The sequence below is a fragment of the Pseudorhodoferax sp. Leaf265 genome (assembly GCF_001422365.1).
Taxonomy (GTDB): Bacteria; Pseudomonadota; Gammaproteobacteria; order Burkholderiales; family Burkholderiaceae_C; genus Pseudorhodoferax.
Window position 1 is genome coordinate 163,459 of record NZ_LMMT01000012.1, and the last position, 19,787, is coordinate 183,245.

The following is a 19,787-nucleotide window of genomic DNA, read 5'->3' on the forward strand; positions in this document are numbered from 1 at the left end:
GCAAACATCGCCCGTTGTTAATATAGGCACGAAGGGCAAGGACTCATCATGGTGAAGCGGGCAATGGGTGCGATGAAGGCGGCCGCTCCGGCGGAATCGGACGAGGTCTTCGAACTGGCCGCAGAGGTGTTCCGCGTGATGTCCGCCCCCATGCGGCTGAAGATCATCAGCGCGCTGTGCAATGGCGAGAAGAACGTCACCCAACTGCTCGAAGAGATCGACACCACCCAGCCCAACATGTCGCAGCACCTCAACACGCTGTACCAGGCCGGCGTGCTGGCCAAGCGGCGCGAGGGGGTGCAGATCTACTACCGCATCAACAACGACCGCGTCGTCACGCTCTGCCGGGCCGTGTGCACGCAGATCGCGATCGAGTCCGACCTGCAATAGGCGCAAGCCCGGGGCCGATCGCCCGGCTTCCTGTTGAAAATAAGCCATGGCTTATTTGAAACCGCAATCCTGGCGCGGCGGCCTGCGCATGGCCGTGCTGGGGTGGGCGTTGTCCGGCCTCGTGTCCGTGGCAACGGCGCAGCCGGCTGCGGGGCCGGTGGCCCTGGCTGTGGCGCCCTCGGCCTGGTACGTGCAGGGGGTGTCGGCCCTGGGCAGCCCGCAGAACCGCAACTTCATCTCCAATGCGGGCTTCGTCGCGACCGAGGCGGGCGTGGTCGCCATCGACGCACTGGGCTCGCCGCAGCTGGCGCGCGAATTCATGCAGGAGATCCACCGCGTCACCGGCAAGGCGGTGACGCATGTGATCGTCACCCACTACCACGCCGACCACGTCTACGGCCTGCAGGAGTTCCAGCGCGCCGGCGCACGCATCATCGCCCACCGTGGCGGCCTGGAGTACCTGCATTCCGAGCTGGCGGCGTCGCGCCTGGAGGCCTCCCGCACAGAGCTTGCACCCTGGATCGATGCGCAGACGCAGCTGGTGCCGGCGGACGAATGGATCGACGGCCCGCGCGAGCTCGTCGTGGGTCAGGTGCGCTTTCAGCTCATGCCGGTGGGCCCGGCGCACACGCCGGAAGACCTGGCGGTGTTCGTGCCCTCGCACAGGCTGCTGTTCGCGGGCGACCTGGTGTTCCGCGGCCGCGTGCCCTTCGTCGGCCAGGCCCGCAGCGGCGAGTGGATCGCGGCGCTGACGCGGCTGCTGGCGCTCGACGTGGCCGTGGTGGTGCCCGGCCACGGCCCGATGACGCGCGACGCGCGGGCGGACCTGGAACTCACGCGCGACTACCTCGCCTACCTGCGCCAGACCATGGGCCGCGCGGCGCGCGAGATGGAGCCCTTCGACGCGGCATACGCCCGCACGGACTGGTCGCGCTTCGCGCACCTGCCGCTGTTCCAGGCCGCCAACCGCATGAACGCCTACAACACCTATCTGCTGATGGAGCACGAGGAGCCGTGAGCGCGGCGCAGGCCTGCCCTTGCGCAGCGCTTCGCGCGCCGCGCCGCTGAGCCCGGCGCGGACCTCGGGTTTTCACCGGGCGCAACAGGGTGGCGTGGCCGCTTCGGCTCCTATATATTCGAACATGCTGATATTCGAAATAAACGTATGAGGAGACATCCCCGATGAAGTCCATCAGCCTCGTCCTGGCTGCGGCGGCGTTCCTGGCCTTGCCGGCCTGGGCCAGCAGGGAGCTGGCGCAGAAGAACGCCTGCCTGGCCTGCCATGCGGCCGACAGGAAGCTGGTCGGCCCGGCCTACCAGGAGATCGCCAAGAAGTATGCGGGCGAGAAGGATGCGGCCCAGGCCCTGGCGCGCAGCATCAAGGCCGGTGGATCGGGCAAGTGGGGGCCCGTGCCGATGCCGGCCCAGCCGGGCTTGAGCGAGGCCGATGCGCGGACGCTGGCCGAATGGGTCCTGGCCGGCGCCAACTGAAGAAGGCGCGCGCGGCCATGCACGATGCCACACCAGACCCGCATGCGGATGCCGGGTCCGCCCAGGTGTTCGAGCGGGCGGCCGAGATGTTCGCGCTGCTGGGCACGCCGCTGCGGCTGCGCATCCTGGACCTGCTGTGCCGTGGCGCCATGAACGTGGGCGAGTTGCGCGCCGCGCTGGGCAGCGCCCAGCCCAGCGTGTCGCAGAACCTGGCGACGCTGTACCGCTGCGGCGTGCTCACGCGCCAGCGCCGGGGCAGCCAGGTCTTCTACGGCATCGCCCCGGCGCACGGCGGCCTGCTGTGCGAGGCCGTGCGCCGCATGGTGGACAGGGGAGAAGGGGCATGAACAGGTGGTCGCGGTGAGCGAAAGGACGAAGATGGACATACATGGCATCGGCTTCGGGCGGCTGCGCAAGGCACCCGAGAGCTTCCTGGACCGCAGCGGCATCGCCGCCGTGGTGCAGGAGGCGCGCAAGGGCCGGCGCGACTTCATCCGCGGCGCCTTCGCGGCCGCGGCGGCGGGCGCAGCCGTGCCGTTGGCGCAGGCGCAGGCGCACTCGGCCGCCGTTGCGCAAGACGGCGACCCCACCATCCTGCAGCTGCCCGAGCACTCCACGGGCCTGGGCCAGCCGGTGGTCACGGACGGCTACGGCAAGCCCTCGAAGTACGAGCGCAACGTGCAGCGCCGCCAGAGCCCGGGGCTGACGCAGACCGCGCAGGCCTCGGTCTCGTTCGCGCCGCTGCAGTCGCTGTTCGGCATCGTCACGCCGAGCGGCCTGCATTTCGAGCGGCACCACCAGGGCTGGTGGGATGTCGATCCGTCCAAGCACCGCCTCATGCTCAACGGCATGGTCCGGCAGGCCAAGGTGTTCACGATGGACGAGCTCATGCGGCTGCCCGCGGTCTCGCGCTTTCACTTCATCGAGTGCGGGGCCAACACCGGCATGGAGTGGGGCAACGTGGCGGTGCCCACCTGCCAGTACTCGCACGGCATGCTCTCGTGCAGCGAGTTCACGGGCGTGCCGCTGATCACGCTGCTCGAGATGGCCGGTGCCGACCTGCAGCGCGGCCGGTTCGTGCTGGCCGAGGGGGCCGACGGCTCCTCCATGACGCGCACCCTCCCGATAGACATGGTGCGCTCGGGCGCCGTGCTGGTCGCCTACGGGCAGAACGGCGAGATGCTGCGGCCCGAGAACGGCTACCCGCTGCGCCTCGTGGTGCCGGGCGTGCAGGGCGTCAGCTGGGTCAAGTACCTGCGCCGCATCGAGGTCGGCGACCAGCCCTGGGGTGCCAAGGACGAGGCCGTGCACTACATCGACCTGATGCCCGATGGGCAGCACCGCCAGTACACCAGCACGCAGGAGTGCAAGAGCGTGGTGACCACGCCTTCGGGCGGCCAGGTGCTGCTGGACAAGGGCTTCTACAACATCACCGGCCTGGCCTGGTCGGGCCGCGGCAAGGTCAAGCGCGTGGACGTGTCGGTGGACGGCGGGCGCAACTGGCGCACGGCGCGGCTGGAAGGCCCGGTCATGGACCGGTGCCTCACGCGCTTCAACATCGACTGGGTCTGGGACGGCAAGCCCGCCATCGTGCAGAGCCGCGCCATGGACGAGACCGGCTACGTGCAGCCCAGCTACCGCCAGCTGCGGGCCGTGCGGGGCACGCGGTCGATCTACCACAACAACGCGGTCCAGTCCTGGCTGGTGCAGGAGAGCGGGGAGGTGAAGAATGTCCAGGCTGCGTGAACTGGCGGCCGCGCTGGCCCTGCTGGCCGGCGCGGCGGCCGTGCAGGCCCAGCCCGCGGAACGCTTCCCGGGCCTGGGCCGTGCCGCCACGCCCGCCGAGGTGGCGGCCTGGGACATCGACGTGCGCCCGGACTTCAAGGGCCTGCCCAAGGGCGCCGGCTCGGTGGCCAAGGGGCAGGACGTGTGGGAGGCCAAGTGCGCCTCCTGCCATGGCGTGTTCGGCGAATCCAACGAGGTGTTCAACCCGCTGGTCGGCGGCACCACGGCCGAGGACATCCGGACCGGCCGCGTGGCCAACCTGCGCCGCACCGACTACCCCGGCCGCACCACGATGATGAAGGTCGCCACCGTGTCCACGCTATGGGACTACATCAACCGCGCCATGCCGTGGAACCAGCCCAAGTCGCTGTCCACCGAGGAGGTCTATGCGGTGACCGCGTTCCTGCTCAATCTTGCCGGCGTGGTGCCCGACGACTACGTGCTCAGCGACCGCAACATCGCCGAGGTGCAGCAGCGCATGCCCAACCGCAACGGCATGACCACCGCCCACGCCCTGTGGCCGGGCGACGGCATCGCCGGCACCGCCGCCAGGCCCGACGTGGCGGCGACGGCCTGCATGAAGGACTGCCCGGTCGAGGCCAGGGTCGCCTCCAGCCTGCCCGACTTCGCGCGCAACGCGCATGGCAACCTGGCCGAACAGAACCGCACGGTCGGCGCCCAGCGCGGCGCCGAGACGGGCAAGGCGCAGGGCGCTGCCGTGCCGGCCCCCGCACCGGCCGCGGCGGGCCCCGCCATGCCGAACGAGCTGCTGGCAAAGAACAGCTGCACCGCCTGCCACGCACCCGACCGCAGGACGATCGGGCCGAGCTGGGCCGAGATCGCCACGCGGCACGCGGGCAAGGGCGACTACCTGGCCGGCAAGATCCAGTCCGGCGGCTCCGGCGTCTGGGGCAGCATGCCCATGCCGCCCCAGCAGGTCTCCGCCGAGGAAGCGAAGACAATCGCCGATTGGCTGGGCAGCGGCGCGCGCCGCTGACCGACAGGGATATTCCCGATAGTGTGTGACCCCCGTCACATTAGTATCTGCTTAACTAACGAGTCATCTGGAGCCGCGATGCAAACCCGACGCGATACCCTGCAGCAATCCATGGCGGTGGCCGGCCTTCTGGCCGCTGCCGGCTTCCTTCCCCGCGATGCGCTCGCGTTCAACAAGACGGCCTTCGAAGCCAAGAGCATCGCCGATGCGGCCAAGGCCTTCGGCGGCGCTGCCCCGGCCGAGAGCAAGGACGTGACCCTGACCGCGCCCGACATCGCCGAGAACGGCGCCGTCGTGCCGATGGCGGTGGCCTCCACGCTGCCCAACCTCAAGCACCTGCTGGTGCTGGTCGAGAAGAACCCCAACGCGCTGGTCGCGATGTTCAACGTGAGCGAGGCGGTCGAACCCAGCTTCGCCACGCGCGCCAAGATGGGCCAGACCTCCGATGTGTATGCGGTGGCGATCACCAACGACGGCAAGGCCTTGTACGCGAAGAAGGAAGTCAAGGTCACGCTCGGCGGCTGCGGCGGCTGAGCGGCCCGCAAGACTTCACCCCATCCAGACATCCAGGAGCACAGCACCATGGCAGATCCGATGCGCATCCGCGCGCAGGCGAACGGCGGCAATGCCGTCGTCCGCGTCCTCATGAGCCACGAAATGGAAACCGGCCAGCGCAAGGACAGCGCGGGCAAGACCATTCCCGCCTGGCACATCACCGAAGTCACCGCTGCCCACAACGGCAAGCCCGTGATGAGCGCCGAGTGGGGCCCCGCGGTCTCCAAGAACCCTTTCATGCAGTTCACGCTGAAGGGCGCCAAGGCCGGCGACAAGGTCTCGGTCACCTGGAAGGACAACAAGGGCGACACGCGCACGGACGAAGCGACCGTGTCCTGAGCTTCGGCCCCTTCCCACGGGGCCTGTCGAGAACGAGTGGAACGCATGACAACAACGAAGACAACACTCTGGGCCGTGCTGCTGGGTCTCGCCGCAGCGCAGTGCGCATTCGCCCAGAAGACCACGACCGAATCGATCGAGGAGTACCGCAAGATGCTGGAAGACGGCAATCCGGCGGATCTCTTCGAAGCCAAGGGCGAGGACCTGTGGAAGACCAAGCGCGGGCCCAGGAACGCCTCGCTGCAGGCCTGCGACCTGGGCAAGGGCCCGGGCGTGGTCAAGGGTGCCTTCGTCGAGCTGCCGCGCTGGTTCGCCGACACCGGCAAGGTGCAGGACCTGGAGACGCGGCTCATCACCTGCATGGAGCAGCTGCAGGGCTTCAACGCCGCCGAGATCGCCCAGACGCCGTTCGGCCGCGGCGAGATGGCCAATGTGACGGCCCTGGCCACCTACGTGGCCGCGGAGTCCAAGGGCCTGCCCTTCAACCTGCCGCAGAGCCATGCCCAGGAGAAGACCTACTACGAGGCCGGCAAGCGCCTGTTCTTCATGCGCGGCGGCACGCACGACTTCGCCTGCGCCTCCTGCCACGGCGAGGAGGGCAAGCGCATCCGCCTGCAGGACCTGCCCAACCTGACCAAGAACCCGGGCGACGGCGTGGGCTTCGCGGCCTGGCCGGCCTACCGTGTCTCCAACGGGCAGATGTGGAGCATGCAGCTGCGCCTGAACGACTGCTACCGCCAGCAGCGCTTCCCCTATCCCGAGTTCGGCGCGGATGCGCTGACGGCCTTGTCCACCTACCTGGGCGTCAATGCCAAGGGGGCCAAGTCCGTCGCACCCGCCATCAAGCGCTGACGCAGGAAACAGGCATGAACAAGACACGCATCGTCATCGCGACCGCCGTGGCGGCCACCGCCGTGCTCGTGGGCTGCGCCAGCCGCATGGGCGGGGCTGCGGCCGACGCCGACCAGGTCGCCGCGGACATGGTCAAGGCGGGCTTTCGCAGCCAGGGCATTGCCACGGTCGACCGGGTCACCGGCATCGACGAAACCCTGAAGCTGTGCAACGCGGCCGACGTCGCAGGCAAGCCGTTGGCGGCCGAGGTGGCCAAGCGCATCGAGGCCGAGAACCTCAAGACCGTCAAGTGGCCCAGCGACGGCAAATTCCTGGGCGACTGGAAGGAAGGCGAGAAGATCGCCCAGAGCGGCCGTGGCCAGACCTGGACCGACGCAGCCAACACCGTCAACGGCGGCAACTGCTACAACTGCCACCAGATCGCCAAGGAGGAGATCTCCTTCGGCACCATCGGCCCGAGCCTGTACCACTACGGCAAGCTGCGCGGCGTGACCGACCCTGCCAGCGCGGCGGCCAAGCCCATCGTGGAATACACCTGGGGCAAGATCTGGAACGCCAAGGCCTACAACGCCTGCTCCAACATGCCGCGTTCGGGCCACATGGGCAACCTGACCGAAGGCCAGGTCCGCGACATCATGGCGCTGCTGCTCGACCCCGCGTCACCGGTCAACAAGTGATGCACCGGCCTGGCGATCCCAGGCCTTTTTCACCCCCAATCCATAAGCAAGTGCTGATTCATGAATCTGTCCAAGCGTGAGTTCCTGCAGGTCATGGGCGCGGCCTCGGTGGCCGGCATGGGCCTGGCCCGGTGGGGCGAGGCCGACGCTGCGGCCGCCTCGGAGGCGCTGTACGACCTGCCGCGCTTCGGCAACGTGTCGTTCCTGCACATGACCGACTGCCATGCGCAGCTGAGGCCCATCCATTTCCGCGAGCCCAGCGTGAACCTGGGCATCGCCGGCATGCAGGGCCGGCTGCCGCACCTGGTGGGCGAGCATCTGCTCCAGCTCGCCAAGGTGCCGCCGGGCACGGCCCAGGCCCATGCGCTGACCTACCTCGACTTCGACCAAGGGGCGCGCCGCTACGGCAAGGTGGGCGGCTTCGCGCACCTGTCCACGCTGGTCCAGCGCATGCGCGCGAGCCGGCCCGGGGCCTTGCTGCTCGACGGTGGCGACACCTGGCAGGGCTCGGCCACGGCGCTGTGGACCCAGGGCCAGGACATGGTGGACGCCGCCAAGCTGCTCGGCGTGGACGTGATGACCGGCCACTGGGAGTTCACGCTGGGCATGGAGCGCGTCAAGGAGATCATCGACAAGGACTTCGCGGGCCAGGTCGACTTCGTCGCGCAGAACGTCAAGACCACCGACTTCGGCGACCCGGTGTTCAAGCCCTACGTGATCCGCCCCGTCAACGGCGTGCCCTGCGCGATCATCGGCCAGGCCTTTCCCTACACGCCGATCGCCAACCCGCGCTACCTGGTGGCCGACTGGGAGTTCGGCATCCAGGACGAGAACCTGCAGAAGATGGTGGACGAGGCGCGCGGCAAGGGCGCGCAGGTGGTGGTCGTGCTGAGCCACAACGGCATGGACGTGGACCTCAAGATGGCCAGCCGCGTGACCGGCGTGGACGCCATCCTGGGCGGCCACACGCACGATGGCATGCCGGTCGCCTCGCTGGTGGAGAACCGCGGCGGCAAGACCATCGTCACCAACGCCGGCTCCAACGGCAAGTTCCTCTCGGTGCTGGACTTCGACGTCAAGGGTGGCAAGGTGGCGGACTTCCGCTACCGCCTGCTGCCGGTGTTCGCCAACATGCTGCCGGCCGATGCCGCGATGGATGCGCTGATCACCAAGATCCGCGCGCCCTACGAAGCGAAGCTCGGTGAAACGCTGGCCCACACCGAGGGCCTGCTCTACCGGCGTGGCAACTTCAACGGCTCGGGCGACCAGTTGCTGCTGGACGCGCTGATGGACGTGCAGGGCGCCGAGATCGCCTTCTCGCCGGGTTTCCGCTGGGGCACCAGCCTGCTGCCCGGCCAGGCCATCACGCGCGAATGGCTTATGGACATGACGGCCACCACCTACTCGTACGCCACGGTGACCGAGATGTCGGGCGAGATGCTCAAGACCGTGCTCGAAGACGTCTGCGACAACCTGTTCAACCCCGACCCCTACTACCAGCAGGGTGGCGACATGGTGCGCGTGGGCGGCCTGCAGTACAGCTGCAACCCCACGGCCACGGCCGGCCGGCGCATCGAGGACATGCGCCTGGGCGGCAAGCCCATCGAGGCCAGCCGCACCTACAAGGTGGCCGGCTGGGCCCCGGTGTCCGAGGAGGCCGCCCGGGCCGGCAACCGTCCGGTGTGGGAGGTGGTCGAGCAGTGGCTCAAGGCGCAGGGCGGCAAGGTCACGCCGCGCAAGGTGAACGAACCGAAGCTCACGGGCGGCCTGCCCAACCCCGGCTACGCCGCCGCCTGATCAGCGGCCGGCGGCCGGCTTCATCGGCGTGCCGATGCCGCGCGCGGTGCTGTGCCGGTCCTGCACGGTCAGGGCCAGGCAGGCGCCGGCCACGATGCCGGCCACGGCCAGCACCGAGCCGGCCGAGAGCAGCGCCAGCCCGGTGACGCCGTTGCCGACCGAGCAGCCCAGCGCCGTCACGCCGCCGAAGCCCATGAGCAGCGCGCCGGCGCTGTGCGAGGCCAGCTCGCCCGGCGTGGTGAAGGATTCGAGGCGGAACTCACCGCGCAGCCGCGCGCTGATGTGGCTGCCCACGAGCACGCCCAGCGCCACGGCCACGCCGAAGGTCAGCACGGTGGCGCGGTCGGTCCACAGCGTGAGCAGGTCCAGCGCTGCCGCCATGGGTGCGGAGAACGACAGGCCCTCGGGCCGGCGCGACTGCGTGCCCAGCCAGGCCGATTCCAGCGTCTCCGGGTGTTCCGCGAGGAAGCCCAGGTGGCCGGTGATGAACAACGCGGCGCCCAGCAGCAGGCCCACGCCGATGCCGCCGACCCAGTGCACGGCATCCAGGCTCTGGCGTGCGCGCCAGGCGTAGGCGAAGGCACCTGCCGCGATCAGCAGCGCCAGTGCCCAGCGCAGGCCCGCCGCGCCGACGCCGGACGCGCGCGACAGCAGGCCGCCCAGGTCCTGCGGCCCGGCCAGCGGCAGCGCGGCGGCATCCAGGTAGTCCACGCGCAGGCCGGCGAAGGCGCCACGCAGCGTCATGAGCGCGGCAATCGCCACCAGCACCAGCACGATCAAGGCCTTGAGGCTGCCCGAGCCGGCCTTCACGAGGCAGCGCTGCGGGCAACCGCCCGACAGGATCATCCCGTAGCCGAACAGCAGCCCGCCGACGGCGCAGGAGAGCCAGGCCAGCCGGTCCGACCAGGCGATGGTGCGCGTGGCGTCGAGCATGCCGCCGCTGACCAGGCCCTGCACGCACAGCGCACCCACGCCGATGGCCAGCAGCCAGGAGGCCAGCCGCGCGGGCCCGCGGAAGATCACCCAGTCGGCGATGGCGCCGCGGATGCAGAAGCGGCTGGCCTGGCCGACGATGCCCAGCGCCAGTCCGACGAGCAGGCCGCCGACGACGACGGTCCGGGCAATGGTGGCGGGATCGGTGGAGGCGAACATGGCGGCGGGCGGGCTCGAAAAGGGGCTGCGGGGGCAGCCGGTGAGTTTAGCGGGCGGGTGAGCCCGGCCCGGCTTCAGGCTTTGGACAGCGCCTTCAGCGCGAGCTTGATGCCCTCGCTCACGCCCACGTCCTGGGGCAGGGCCTTCAGCGCGGCGGCGGCTTCCTTGTCGCTGTAGCCCAGCGCCAGCAGCGCCTGCAGGATGTCGGCCTGGTGGTCGGTGGTGGCGCCCTGGTGCGGACCGATGTCGGCGCCCAGCTTGCCCTTGAGTTCCAGCAGCAACCGCTCGGCGATCTTCTTGCCGATGCCGGGCACCTTGATGAGCCGCCCGCTCTCCTGCAACGTGACGGCCTGCGCCAGGTCGGTCACGCCCAGGCCCGACAGCACGCCCAGCGCCGTGCGCGGCCCCACGCCGCTGATCTTGATGAGCTGGCGGAAGGTGTTGCGCTCGGCCGCAGTGCCGAAGCCGTAGAGCAGTTGCGCATCCTCGCGCACGATGAAGTGCGTCAGCAGCGTCACGCGCTCGCCCAGCGCGGGCAGGTTGTAGAAGGTGCTCATGGGCACGTCGACCTCGTAGCCCACGCCCTGGCAGTCCACCAGCACCTGGGGCGGGTTCTTCTCGGCCAGCAGGCCTTGCAGTCGTCCGATCATGGGCGGCGATGGTAATGCGCCAGCCCAGGCGCGACGCCTGGCTGGCGAACGCCGCCGTTCGTCGGTTGCGTCGGACCCGGCGAAACCTGCCTGCAGTGCCCATGGTAGGTTTCACGGCTTCGGGCAATCCCGCCCGCCGAGGGGACGCGATGAAGGTGTCGAATCTGCGTGTGGGGCTGCGCATGGGCCTGGGCTTCGGGGTGCTGCTGCTGGTCATGCTGGCCATGGGGCTGTACGCCGTGAACCGGGTCAACAAGATCCAGGAAGGCGTGACCGACCTGGCCACCAACTGGCTGGCCAGCACCCAGCAGCTGGCCGGCATCAACGAGGCCTTGAACCAGATGCGCCGCGCCGAACTGCAGGCCCTGCTGGGCGGTGCGCTGCAGGAGGAACAGGCCCGGCTCGACAAGCAGTGGACCGTGTTGCCGGGCTTGATGACGGCCTACGAGGCCAGCATCTCCAGCCCCGAGGAGCGCCAGCGCTTCGACGCGTTCAAGGCCATCGTCGAAGCCTACCGCGCCTCGCAGCCCCGGCTGATGGGCCTGATCCGCCAGGGCCAGCAGGAGGCCGCGCTGGCCTTCCTGCGCGGCGATTCGCGCAAGGTGTTCCGCTCCACCACCGATGCCATCGCCGGCCTGATCGCCACCAACGACGCGGGCGCCGCCCAGGCCCACCAGGAGGCCGAAGCCAACCACCGCGCCGTGGTCTGGGGCATCTGGACCACGGTGGCCCTGGCCATCGCGCTCGGCGCGCTGGTGGCCTGGCGCATCACGCGCTCGCTGACGGTGCCGCTGGGCCAGGCCACGGCCAGTGCCGAGCGCATCGCCGGCGGCGACCTCACGCAGGCGCTGCGTTCGGAGGCACGCGACGAGCTCGGGGACCTGCTGCGTTCGCTGGCCCGCATGCAGGCCACGTTGCAGGAGTCGATCGCCACCGTGCGCCAGAGCGCCGACAGCATCGCGGTGGCGAGCCGGCAGGTGTCCTCCGGCAGCCTGGACCTGTCCTCGCGCACCGAGCACACCGCCTCCAGCCTGGAGCAGACCTCGGCCGCCATGCAGCAGGCCACCGACAACGTGCGCCAGAGCGCCGCCTCGGCGCAGGAGGCGCGCCAGCTGGCCTCGGCCGCCGCCGACGTGGCGCAGCAGGGCGGGCAGGCGGTGGCGCGCATCGTCGGCACCATGGGCGAGATCGAGGGCGCCTCGCGCAAGATCGCCGACATCACGGGCGTGATCGACGGCATCGCGTTCCAGACCAACATCCTGGCGCTGAACGCCGCGGTGGAGGCCGCGCGCGCCGGCGAGCAGGGCCGCGGCTTCGCGGTGGTGGCCAGCGAGGTGCGCACGCTGGCCCAGCGCAGCGCCGAGGCTGCCAAGGAGATCAAGACGCTGATCGGCAACTCCGCGGCGCAGGTGGCCTCGGGCTCGCGCGAGGTGGCGGATGCGGGCAGCACCATCCGCCAGGTGGTCGATTCGGTCGCGCGCGTGAACCAGATGATCGGCGAGATCGCCTCCGCCGTGCAGCAGCAGACCGACACGCTGGGCGAGGTCAACGTCGCCATCGGCGCGCTGGACGGCACGACGCAGCAGAACGCGGCGCTGGTGGAGGAGTCGGCCGCGGCCGCGCAGTCGCTGCACGAGCAGGCCACGCGGCTGACGCAGGTCGTGGGCCGGTTCCGCGTGTAGCCTGGTGGCGGGCGGCGATGGCCGGGCGACAATGGCGCCCCATGATCGTCCGCCACAACTTCACGCCCCCCAACAACACCCGGCTGGACCACGTCTGCGGCCCCATGGACGCGCACCTGCGCCAGATCGAGACGGCCCTGCAGGTCAAGATCGCGCACCGCCACGAGCAGTTCAAGATCGACGGCCCCAAGGCCAAGGCGCAGCGCGCGCTGGAGGTGCTGCAGGCCATGTACGAGATTGCCGCCCGCCCGATCGCCACCGACACCGTGCAGCTCATGCTGGCTGGCGACGGCGATGTCTCCGGCGGCCCGGAAGGCCCCTCGCTGCTGACGCGCCGCGGCGACCTCAAGGCGCGCACGCTCAACCAGGCCACCTACCTGGACAACATCGCCAGCCACGACATCACCTTCGGCATCGGCCCGGCCGGTACCGGCAAGACCTACCTGGCCGTGGCCTGCGCCGTCGATGCGCTGGAGCGCTCGGCCGTGCAGCGCATCGTGCTGACGCGCCCGGCCGTGGAGGCCGGCGAGCGCCTGGGCTTCCTGCCCGGCGACCTGGCGCAGAAAATCGACCCCTACCTGCGCCCGCTCTACGACGCGCTGTACGACCTCATGGGCGCCGAGCGCGTGGCCAAGTGCTTCGAGCGCAACGCGCTGGAGATCGCGCCGCTGGCCTTCATGCGCGGGCGCACGCTGAACAACGCCTTCGTGATCCTGGACGAGGCGCAGAACACCACGCCGGAGCAGATGAAGATGTTCCTCACGCGGATCGGCTTCGGCGCCAAGGCCGTGGTCACCGGCGACGTGAGCCAGATCGACCTGCCCAAGCAGCAGCTGTCGGGCCTGATCGATGCCGAGCGCGTGCTCAAGCGCGTCAAGGGCATCGCCATCACGCGGCTGACCAGCGCCGACGTGGTGCGCCATCCGCTGGTGGCGCGCATCGTCGATGCCTACGACGCACGCGGCGGCGGTGGCGATGCCGATGCGCCCGGCCGCGATGCGGCAGAGCAGGTCGTGCGCACACGCCGGGGTGCGCGATGAGCGCCGCGCCGGGCCGCCCCCAGCAAGCTCGCTCCCGCTTGGCGGGACAGGCCGCAGGCCGAAGGGTGCACCAATGAGCGGTCAGCTGAACGACCTGCAGCTGTCGCTGCAGTTCGCCGCCTTCGACGGCGTGGCCGAACACCGTGCCGCGCTGCCGCGCCACAAGGTGGCGCGCTGGATCCGCCATGCCCTGGACGCGGACGCCGAGATCACCGTGCGCATCGTCGGCGCCGAGGAAGGCCAGGCGCTGAACCGCGACTACCGCCAGCGCGACTACGCCACCAACGTGCTGACCTTCGACTACACGCAGGAACCCGTGGTCACGGCCGACCTCGTGCTGTGCGCGCCCGTCGTCGCGCAGGAGGCGCGCGAGAACGGCAAGACCCTGCAGGCCCACTACGCCCACCTGCTCGTGCACGGCACGCTGCACGCCCAGGGCTGGGACCACGAGACCGGCGAGGAAGATGCCGAGGCCATGGAAGCGCGCGAGCGCGAGACCATGGCGCGGCTGGGCTTCGACGATCCCTACGCATGACATGAAAGCACCGGTGCACCGCGCCATGGGGCGCTGAGGGGCGCCGTGTCCAGCCTCGCCCCCCTGCTGGCCGAGATCCGCGCCTGCACGCTGTGCGCGCAGCACCTGCCGCTGGGGCCGCGGCCCGTGCTGCAGGCGCACCCCGGCGCGCGCATCCTGATCGCCGCCCACGCGCCCGGCCGCAAGGTCCACGCATCGGGCAAGCCCTTCGACGACGCGAGCGGCGAACGCCTGCGCCGCTGGACCGGCCTGGCGCCCGACGTCTTCTACGACGCCGAGCGCGTGGCGCTGCTGCCCATGGGCTTTTGCTATCCGGGCACCGGCCCCTCGGGTGACCTGCCGCCGCGCCCCGAATGCGCCAAGGCCTGGCGCGCACCGCTGCTCGCGCAGCTGCGGCAGGTGCAGCTGACGCTGGTGATCGGCATCCATGCCCAGGCCTACCACCTGCCCCGGCCGGCGCCGCCGCTGACCGAAGCCGTGCGCGACTGGCTGGCCCGCTGGCCGCACACCATGCTGCTGCCCCATCCCAGCCCGCGCAACAACATCTGGTTGGCGCGCAACCGCTGGTTCGAGGCCGAGCTCGTGCCCCTGCTGCGCGCGCGCGTGGCCGAGGTGCTGCGGGCATGACGGAGCAGGACCCCGCGCTGCTGCGCCGTCTGCTGCGCGCCAAGGACCGCATGGACGCGGCTTCGCACGAGGACTGGCCCGTCGCGCGGCTGGCGCGTGTGAGCGCCGTCTCCGCGGCCCATTTCGCACGCTCCTTCAAGCAAGCCTTCGGCCTGCCGCCGCACCGCTACCTGCTCACGCGCCGCATCGAGCGCGCCACGGCGCTGCTGCGCGAGACCGAACTGCCCATCACCGAGATCGCCTTGCAGACCGGCTGGGCCAGCCTCGGCACCTTCGGCCGCACCTTCCGCGACATCACGGGCGGCAGCCCGGGCGAGCTGCGGCTGCGCGCGCGGGCCGCGGCGCAGGCGCCCGGCCGCGTGCCGGCCTGCGTGCTCGGCGCCGCCGAGCGGCCGGACCTCAGGATGGCAGTTTCGGAGAAGCGCCGCCGTAGCGCCGACGGTACAAAGGCGCCTCATTCCAAGGAGGCCCCATGAGGCAAGGTATCGAAGTGGCAGGTTTGTACGTGCGCGACCAGGAAGAGGCGCGCGCCTTCTATGTCGACAAGCTCGGTTTTCGCGTGCACACCGACGTGCGCAACGGCGACTACCGCTGGCTCACGGTGCAGCACCCGGAGCAGCCCACGTTCCAGCTCGGCCTGCTCCTGCCCGGGCCGCCCACGCACGACGCCGCCACTGCGCAGGCCTTGCAGGCGGCCGTGGCCAAGGGCGCGATGCCGCCGCTGGTGCTGGCCGTGGAAGACTGCCGTGCCGCCCATGCCCGCCTGCGTGCGCTGGGCGTGGAGTTCACGCAGGAGCCGGTCGAGCGCTACGGCACGGTGGATGCCGGTTTCCGCGACCCCTCTGGCAATGGCTGGAAGATGGTCCAGGCGCGCGGCTGACGCCGCGGGCCATGGTCGAACGCACGGGCCCGCCCGCTGGCGGTCTGGTTTCAGCCGGCGGCCTGGCGCGTGTAGGCGGCGATCGCCTCGCCGGCCCGCGCCATCGCCTGCGCCAGCGCATCCAGCGCGGCGGCCGTGGCGCGGCCGCTGCCCAGCGCATGCTCGTAGGCAGCGGCTTGTTCGGCCACTTCGATCAGCCCCAGCTGCGCCGCGGCGCCGCGCAGCCGGTGTGCCAGCGCCGCCGCTTCGGCCGGGCTGGCGCGGCGCAGCTGCAGCGCCTCGTCGCCATGCAGGTGCACGAACCGGCCCAGGGCCCGGGCGAATGCCGGGGCGTCGTCGTAGACCGCCAGCCCGCGCTGCACGTCGATCGCCGTTGCGCCGGGCCGCGATGGTGGCAAATCCACCGGCGCCGCGGCATCGCCGCTGCGCCGCACGTGCAGCAGCGTCTGCACCAGCTGGTCGACCAGGAAGGGTTTGGCGACGAAGGCGTCCAGCCCACTGGCCAGCGCCTTGCTGCGCTGCGATGCGAAGGCGCCGGCCGTGAGCGCCACCACGGGAAGGTGGCGCAGGGCCGGCGTGGCGCGGATGCGCCGCGTCGCTTCGTAGCCGTCCATGCCCGGCATCTGGATGTCCATGAGCACCACGTCGAAGGCCGTGGGCTGCTGCGCCAGCAGCGCGAGCGCGCTGCCGCCATCGTCGGCCAGTGCCACCGTGGCACCTTCGCCGCCCAGGATGCGGGCCGCCACCTCGCGGTTGATCTCGCTGTCGTCGACCACCAGCAGCGCCATGCCCTGCAGCCTGCGTGCCGCGGGGCCTGCAGGCGGGCGGGCCGGCGCCTGGGGCAGCGGCGGGCAGCGCTCGGCCGCGGTGGTGGCGAGATCGAGCGTGAAGCTGAAGGTACTGCCGACGCCGCGCACGCTGGCGACGGTCAGGTTGCCGCCCATCAGGCCCACCAGGTGGCTGCTGATGGTCAGGCCCAGGCCGGTGCCGCCGAAGCGCCGCGAGGTCGAACTGTCGGCCTGGCTGAAGGCTTCGAAGATGTGCGCCTGCTGCTCGGGGCCGATGCCGATGCCGGTGTCGGACACCCACCAGCGCAGCCGCACCCGGCCCGGCGTGGCGCCGTCGTCCTCGCGCGCCACGCCCAGCGTGACCTCGCCGCGTTCGGTGAACTTGATGGCGTTGCTGAGCAGGTTCATGAGCACCTGTCCAAGGCGCAGGCTGTCGCCGACCAGGTAGCGCGCTCCGGGCGGTGGCGGTTGCACGACGAGCGCCACCGGCTTGTCGCCCCGGGCCGCGGCCATGACCGAGGCCAGGTTGTCCAGCACCGCGCCCAGGTCGAAGGGCTGCTGCTCGATCTCCAGCCGGTGCGCCTCGATCTTGGAGAAGTCCAGGATGTCGTTGATGATGGCCAGCAGGCCCTGTCCGGCGTCCTGCAGGCGCTGCAGCATGGCCTGCGCATCGGCAGGCAGGCGCTGGCCGGCCAGCAGGTAGCACAGGCCCAGGATGGCGTTCATGGGCGTGCGGATCTCGTGGCTCATGTTCGCCAGGAACTCGGATTTGGTGCGCGTGGCCTGGCGCGCGTCCTCCAGCGCCAGGTGCAGCTCCTGCGTGCGCCGCGCGACCTGCTCCTCCAGCGAGGTGTTGAGCTCCAGGATGCGGTCCTGCGCCGTGATCTGCGCCGTGATGTCGCGGTTGATGCCGACCAGCCGCTGCACCTGTCCGTTGGCGCCGTGCTCGACGATGGCGGCGGCCTGGATGTGGCGCGTCTCGCCCGCGCGCGTGATACGGAAGCTGGCTTCGTAGGTGCCGCCCTCGCGCCGCAGCCGCTCCAGCCCGGGTTGCAGCGCCAGCAGGTCGTCCGGGTGCACGCGCGACTGCCAGAACGCGACCCAGCCGCCACCGGCGCGCAGCGCGGGTGGCACGCCGTAGATCTCGAACATGCGCGCGTCCCACTCCATCTCCTCCTCTTCCAGCCGCCAGACCCAGATGCCCACGTCGGCCGCCGCCACCGCCAGGCGCAGCCGGTCCAGCGTGGTCTGCAGCTGCACCTCGAGCTGGCGCCGTTGCGTGATGTCGGTGATGGATGCCAGCGTGGCCGGCCCCTCCCGCGTGCGCACCGGGTTCAGGCCGATCTCCACCGGGATGTCGCGCCCGTCGCGGTGGCGCGCGTACAGCGCACGGCCCTGGCCCATGGCCCGCGGCTGCGGCGCGCGCAGGTAGCGGGCCACGTTGTCTGCGTGCTCGCTGCGGTGGCGCTCCGGAATCAGCCCATCCAGCGACAGGCCGCGCAGTGCGGCCGCGTCGTGGCCGAACAGCTCCTCGGCCTTGCGGCTGGCCAGCACGATGCGCTGCTGCGCATCGACCATCAGCATCGCCGTCGGCGCGGCCTCCACCGCCAGCTGGAAACGTTCGTCGGCGCGCAGCTGCTCGGTGATGTCGCGCACGGTGACGGCCAGGCCCAGGCTCCGGCCGCCCTGGGCCACCACGGGCGCGCTGCGGATGTCCAGGTCGATCGAGCGGCCGTCGCGCTGCAGCTGTGCCGTGAACTCCGAGCGCGCGGTGCGCGACAGTGGGCCGGGGGCGGTGCCGTCCGTGCCGGTCAGGAAGTCCTGCAGCGGGCGGCCCAGCACCTGCGCCGTGCTGCGGCCGAAGATGCTTTCGGCCGCGCGGTTCCAGCGCGTGATCCGGCCCTCTGGATCCAGGCCGACGATGCCGTCGCCGGCGTTCTCGGCGATGGCCGCCATGTGGGCGTCCTCCACCATGGCCTGGCGGCGGTGCTGGCGGTCGCGCAGGAAGAAAAAGAGCAGGGTGGCCAGCAGCACGCTGGCGCCCACCATGAGCTGCGCCGTGCGCTGCGGCGGGGGCAGGTTGAGCCGGGCCGTGAACACCGGCGTGGCCTTGAACTCGGCGGTCCATTGGCGGCCGTACACCGCCAGCGCCACGCGGCGCACCAGGCCGGCGTGCGCCGCCTCGTCGGCTTGGGCGTCCGCGAAGAAGCGCTGCGGTGGCTGCGTGCCGTCGGTGTCGTACAGCGCGAGCGAGAGTTCGTCGTGGATCAGCGTCTGGCCGGCCAGCACCTCGTGGATCACGAGCGGCGCGTAGGCCAGGCCCTCGGCGGTGTGCGCGGAGGGCTGCGGCGGGGCCGCGCCGTCCTGGGCGGTGTAGATGGGCAGCAGGAACAGGAAGCCCTGCGAAGGCTGGCCGCTGGCCTGGACCAGCGTGACCGGGCGCGTCAGCGTGGGCTGGCCGCTGTGCAGGGCCTGCAACGCCGCCTCGCGCCGGTGGGCCTCCGAGGCGATGTCCAGGCCGATGGCCTCGCGGTTCTGGGCCTCGGGCTCGACGTACTGGATGACGAGCAGGTCGTCGCCGTGGGTGCCCTGCTGCTGGATCCTGAAGTCGGCCCGTTCCGCGCGTGCCCGGGCCAGGAAATCCTGCAGCTGTGCCTGCGGCACACGGCGCACGAAGCCGAAGCCGCGCGCCCCGGGGAACTCGCGCTGCAGCTCGCGTGATTCGGCGTAGCGGCGAAAGCGCTCGCGTGTGATCTGGCCGCTGCCGGCCGCGATGACTGCGCCGCGCGCGCCGCGCAAGCCGTACTCGTAGACGTTCAGGCGCTTGAGCAGCTCGGTGGTCGCGCGCTCGACCAGGCTGTCGAAGCGCTGTTCGCGGATCGCCTGCTGCGCGGCGGCGATGCGCTGCGCCTCGACAAGGGCCAGCGCGCATCCCATCGCCAGCGCGACGAGGGACCAGACCCACGGAGAGGATGGGCTGCGCATGGCTCGCTCTTGCGGCTCCCTTTGCTCGAAAGTTGCACCAATGTGTTCGGGCAAATGTAGGGATCGCCGCGCCAATGCACAACGCGGGTTTGCGCAGGCCGTTGTAGGCGATCCGGACGGCTTTCCACAAAAGTGTGGACGCGGGCGCTACCCCAGCCGCACTTCGAACCGCGCCTGGGCCGCCGCCTGCGGCAGGTCCTGCACGGCCAGCTGGCGCGCCGCATGGTTGGCCAGCCGCCATTGCACGAGCAGGGTCTGGGCCTCGGCGCCGGGTTCGTCCGCGAGCGCGGCCACGCGCGCGATCGCGCGCAGCGCGTGTGCCACGTCGTCTGGCGTGCCCAGGCGGCGCTCCAGTTCGCGGCAGTAGCGCAGTTCGGCGTGCATGCGGATGGCCTCGGGCAAGGCCGGTTCGACCAGGGCGACCAAGTAGGTGGTGTCGAGCAGGGTGTCCATCGAAAGCTCCTTGAATGGCTGTTCAAGCATACAGCTTTTCGATGAAATACTGAAAATATATCCAGTTCCAATGGAGCAGCCTGGTGACAAATCCGTGGCCGGCCTGCGGGCG

General features: G+C 70.7%; 21 protein-coding genes. 17 read left to right on the top strand and 4 right to left on the bottom strand.

The window, feature by feature from the left end; genetic code table 11:
* Nucleotides 1-48: 48 nt before the first annotated feature.
* From ASF45_RS12610 to soxB, 11 genes are all read left to right on the top strand, one after another.
* The gene (locus ASF45_RS12610; RefSeq protein ID WP_235580894.1) at nucleotides 49-390 is read left to right on the top strand and encodes a metalloregulator ArsR/SmtB family transcription factor; all 342 of its coding nucleotides are present in this window, start codon (nucleotides 49-51) and stop codon (nucleotides 388-390) included.
* A 46-nt stretch (nucleotides 391-436) separates the two neighbouring features.
* On the top strand, nucleotides 437-1,408 hold the full coding sequence (locus tag ASF45_RS12615; protein ID WP_082550977.1) for an MBL fold metallo-hydrolase: 972 nt from the start codon (nucleotides 437-439) through the stop codon (nucleotides 1,406-1,408).
* Between the two features lie 164 nt (nucleotides 1,409-1,572).
* The gene (locus ASF45_RS12620; protein ID WP_056662383.1) at nucleotides 1,573-1,881 is read left to right on the top strand and encodes a c-type cytochrome; all 309 of its coding nucleotides are present in this window, start codon (nucleotides 1,573-1,575) and stop codon (nucleotides 1,879-1,881) included.
* Between the two features lie 17 nt (nucleotides 1,882-1,898).
* Nucleotides 1,899-2,228, top strand: a complete 330-nt coding sequence (locus tag ASF45_RS12625) for a metalloregulator ArsR/SmtB family transcription factor (protein ID WP_063887668.1) — start codon at nucleotides 1,899-1,901, stop codon at nucleotides 2,226-2,228.
* A 31-nt stretch (nucleotides 2,229-2,259) separates the two neighbouring features.
* Nucleotides 2,260-3,627, top strand: coding sequence for a sulfite dehydrogenase (soxC, locus tag ASF45_RS12630; RefSeq protein ID WP_056662389.1), 1,368 nt, complete (start codon nucleotides 2,260-2,262; stop codon nucleotides 3,625-3,627).
* Nucleotides 3,611-4,663 (top strand): c-type cytochrome, encoded by a 1,053-nt coding sequence (locus ASF45_RS12635; RefSeq protein ID WP_056662392.1) that lies wholly within the window; start codon nucleotides 3,611-3,613, stop codon nucleotides 4,661-4,663. Before soxC ends, ASF45_RS12635 begins: the two co-directional genes overlap by 17 nt.
* A 78-nt stretch (nucleotides 4,664-4,741) precedes the next feature.
* Nucleotides 4,742-5,197 carry a thiosulfate oxidation carrier protein SoxY gene (soxY, locus tag ASF45_RS12640; RefSeq protein WP_056662395.1) on the top strand — a complete coding sequence of 152 codons (456 nt, stop codon included), beginning with the start codon at nucleotides 4,742-4,744 and terminating at the stop codon, nucleotides 5,195-5,197.
* 48 nt (nucleotides 5,198-5,245) lie between these two features.
* Nucleotides 5,246-5,557 carry a thiosulfate oxidation carrier complex protein SoxZ gene (gene soxZ, locus ASF45_RS12645; protein WP_082550978.1) on the top strand — a complete coding sequence of 104 codons (312 nt, stop codon included), beginning with the start codon at nucleotides 5,246-5,248 and terminating at the stop codon, nucleotides 5,555-5,557.
* Between the two features lie 45 nt (nucleotides 5,558-5,602).
* Entirely contained in the window at nucleotides 5,603-6,409 is an 807-nt protein-coding gene (gene soxA, locus ASF45_RS12650) for a sulfur oxidation c-type cytochrome SoxA (protein ID WP_056662402.1), read from the top strand.
* 14 nt (nucleotides 6,410-6,423) lie between these two features.
* Nucleotides 6,424-7,086 (top strand): sulfur oxidation c-type cytochrome SoxX, encoded by a 663-nt coding sequence (gene soxX, locus ASF45_RS12655; protein ID WP_056662405.1) that lies wholly within the window; start codon nucleotides 6,424-6,426, stop codon nucleotides 7,084-7,086.
* Between the two features lie 60 nt (nucleotides 7,087-7,146).
* Nucleotides 7,147-8,883 (top strand): thiosulfohydrolase SoxB, encoded by a 1,737-nt coding sequence (gene soxB / locus ASF45_RS12660; protein ID WP_056662408.1) that lies wholly within the window; start codon nucleotides 7,147-7,149, stop codon nucleotides 8,881-8,883.
* On the opposite strand, the gene ASF45_RS12665 is transcribed toward soxB, so the two are convergent.
* Nucleotides 8,884-10,035, bottom strand: coding sequence for a YeeE/YedE family protein (locus tag ASF45_RS12665; protein ID WP_056662411.1), 1,152 nt, complete (start codon nucleotides 10,033-10,035; stop codon nucleotides 8,884-8,886).
* A gap of 74 nt (nucleotides 10,036-10,109) precedes the next feature.
* A complete protein-coding gene (ruvA, locus tag ASF45_RS12670; RefSeq protein ID WP_056662414.1) occupies nucleotides 10,110-10,685 on the bottom strand; it encodes a Holliday junction branch migration protein RuvA in 576 nt (191 codons plus the stop codon).
* A 149-nt stretch (nucleotides 10,686-10,834) separates the two neighbouring features.
* Between ruvA and ASF45_RS12675 the strand changes: the two genes are divergently transcribed.
* From ASF45_RS12675 to ASF45_RS12700, 6 genes are all read left to right on the top strand, one after another.
* Complete coding sequence (locus tag ASF45_RS12675) at nucleotides 10,835-12,367, top strand: methyl-accepting chemotaxis protein (protein WP_063887656.1); 1,533 nt, start codon at nucleotides 10,835-10,837, stop codon at nucleotides 12,365-12,367.
* Nucleotides 12,368-12,408: 41 nt separating this feature from the next.
* A complete protein-coding gene (locus ASF45_RS12680) occupies nucleotides 12,409-13,407 on the top strand; it encodes a PhoH family protein (RefSeq protein WP_056662416.1) in 999 nt (332 codons plus the stop codon).
* 73 nt (nucleotides 13,408-13,480) lie between these two features.
* Nucleotides 13,481-13,942 (top strand): rRNA maturation RNase YbeY, encoded by a 462-nt coding sequence (ybeY, locus tag ASF45_RS12685; protein WP_056662420.1) that lies wholly within the window; start codon nucleotides 13,481-13,483, stop codon nucleotides 13,940-13,942.
* A gap of 45 nt (nucleotides 13,943-13,987) precedes the next feature.
* Nucleotides 13,988-14,569: a uracil-DNA glycosylase family protein gene (locus tag ASF45_RS12690; RefSeq protein ID WP_056662423.1), complete on the top strand. Its 582-nt coding sequence runs from the start codon at nucleotides 13,988-13,990 to the stop codon at nucleotides 14,567-14,569.
* Nucleotides 14,566-15,045, top strand: coding sequence for a helix-turn-helix transcriptional regulator (locus ASF45_RS12695; RefSeq protein WP_056662426.1), 480 nt, complete (start codon nucleotides 14,566-14,568; stop codon nucleotides 15,043-15,045). The genes ASF45_RS12690 and ASF45_RS12695 overlap by 4 nt, the downstream gene beginning before the upstream one ends.
* Nucleotides 15,042-15,449 carry a VOC family protein gene (locus ASF45_RS12700; RefSeq protein ID WP_056662429.1) on the top strand — a complete coding sequence of 136 codons (408 nt, stop codon included), beginning with the start codon at nucleotides 15,042-15,044 and terminating at the stop codon, nucleotides 15,447-15,449. The genes ASF45_RS12695 and ASF45_RS12700 overlap by 4 nt, the downstream gene beginning before the upstream one ends.
* A 50-nt stretch (nucleotides 15,450-15,499) precedes the next feature.
* On the opposite strand, the gene ASF45_RS12705 is transcribed toward ASF45_RS12700, so the two are convergent.
* Nucleotides 15,500-19,222, bottom strand: coding sequence for a CHASE domain-containing protein (locus tag ASF45_RS12705; protein ID WP_082550979.1), 3,723 nt, complete (start codon nucleotides 19,220-19,222; stop codon nucleotides 15,500-15,502).
* Nucleotides 19,223-19,369: 147 nt separating this feature from the next.
* Complete coding sequence (locus tag ASF45_RS12710) at nucleotides 19,370-19,675, bottom strand: hypothetical protein (RefSeq protein ID WP_056662435.1); 306 nt, start codon at nucleotides 19,673-19,675, stop codon at nucleotides 19,370-19,372.
* Nucleotides 19,676-19,787 lie beyond the last annotated feature (112 nt).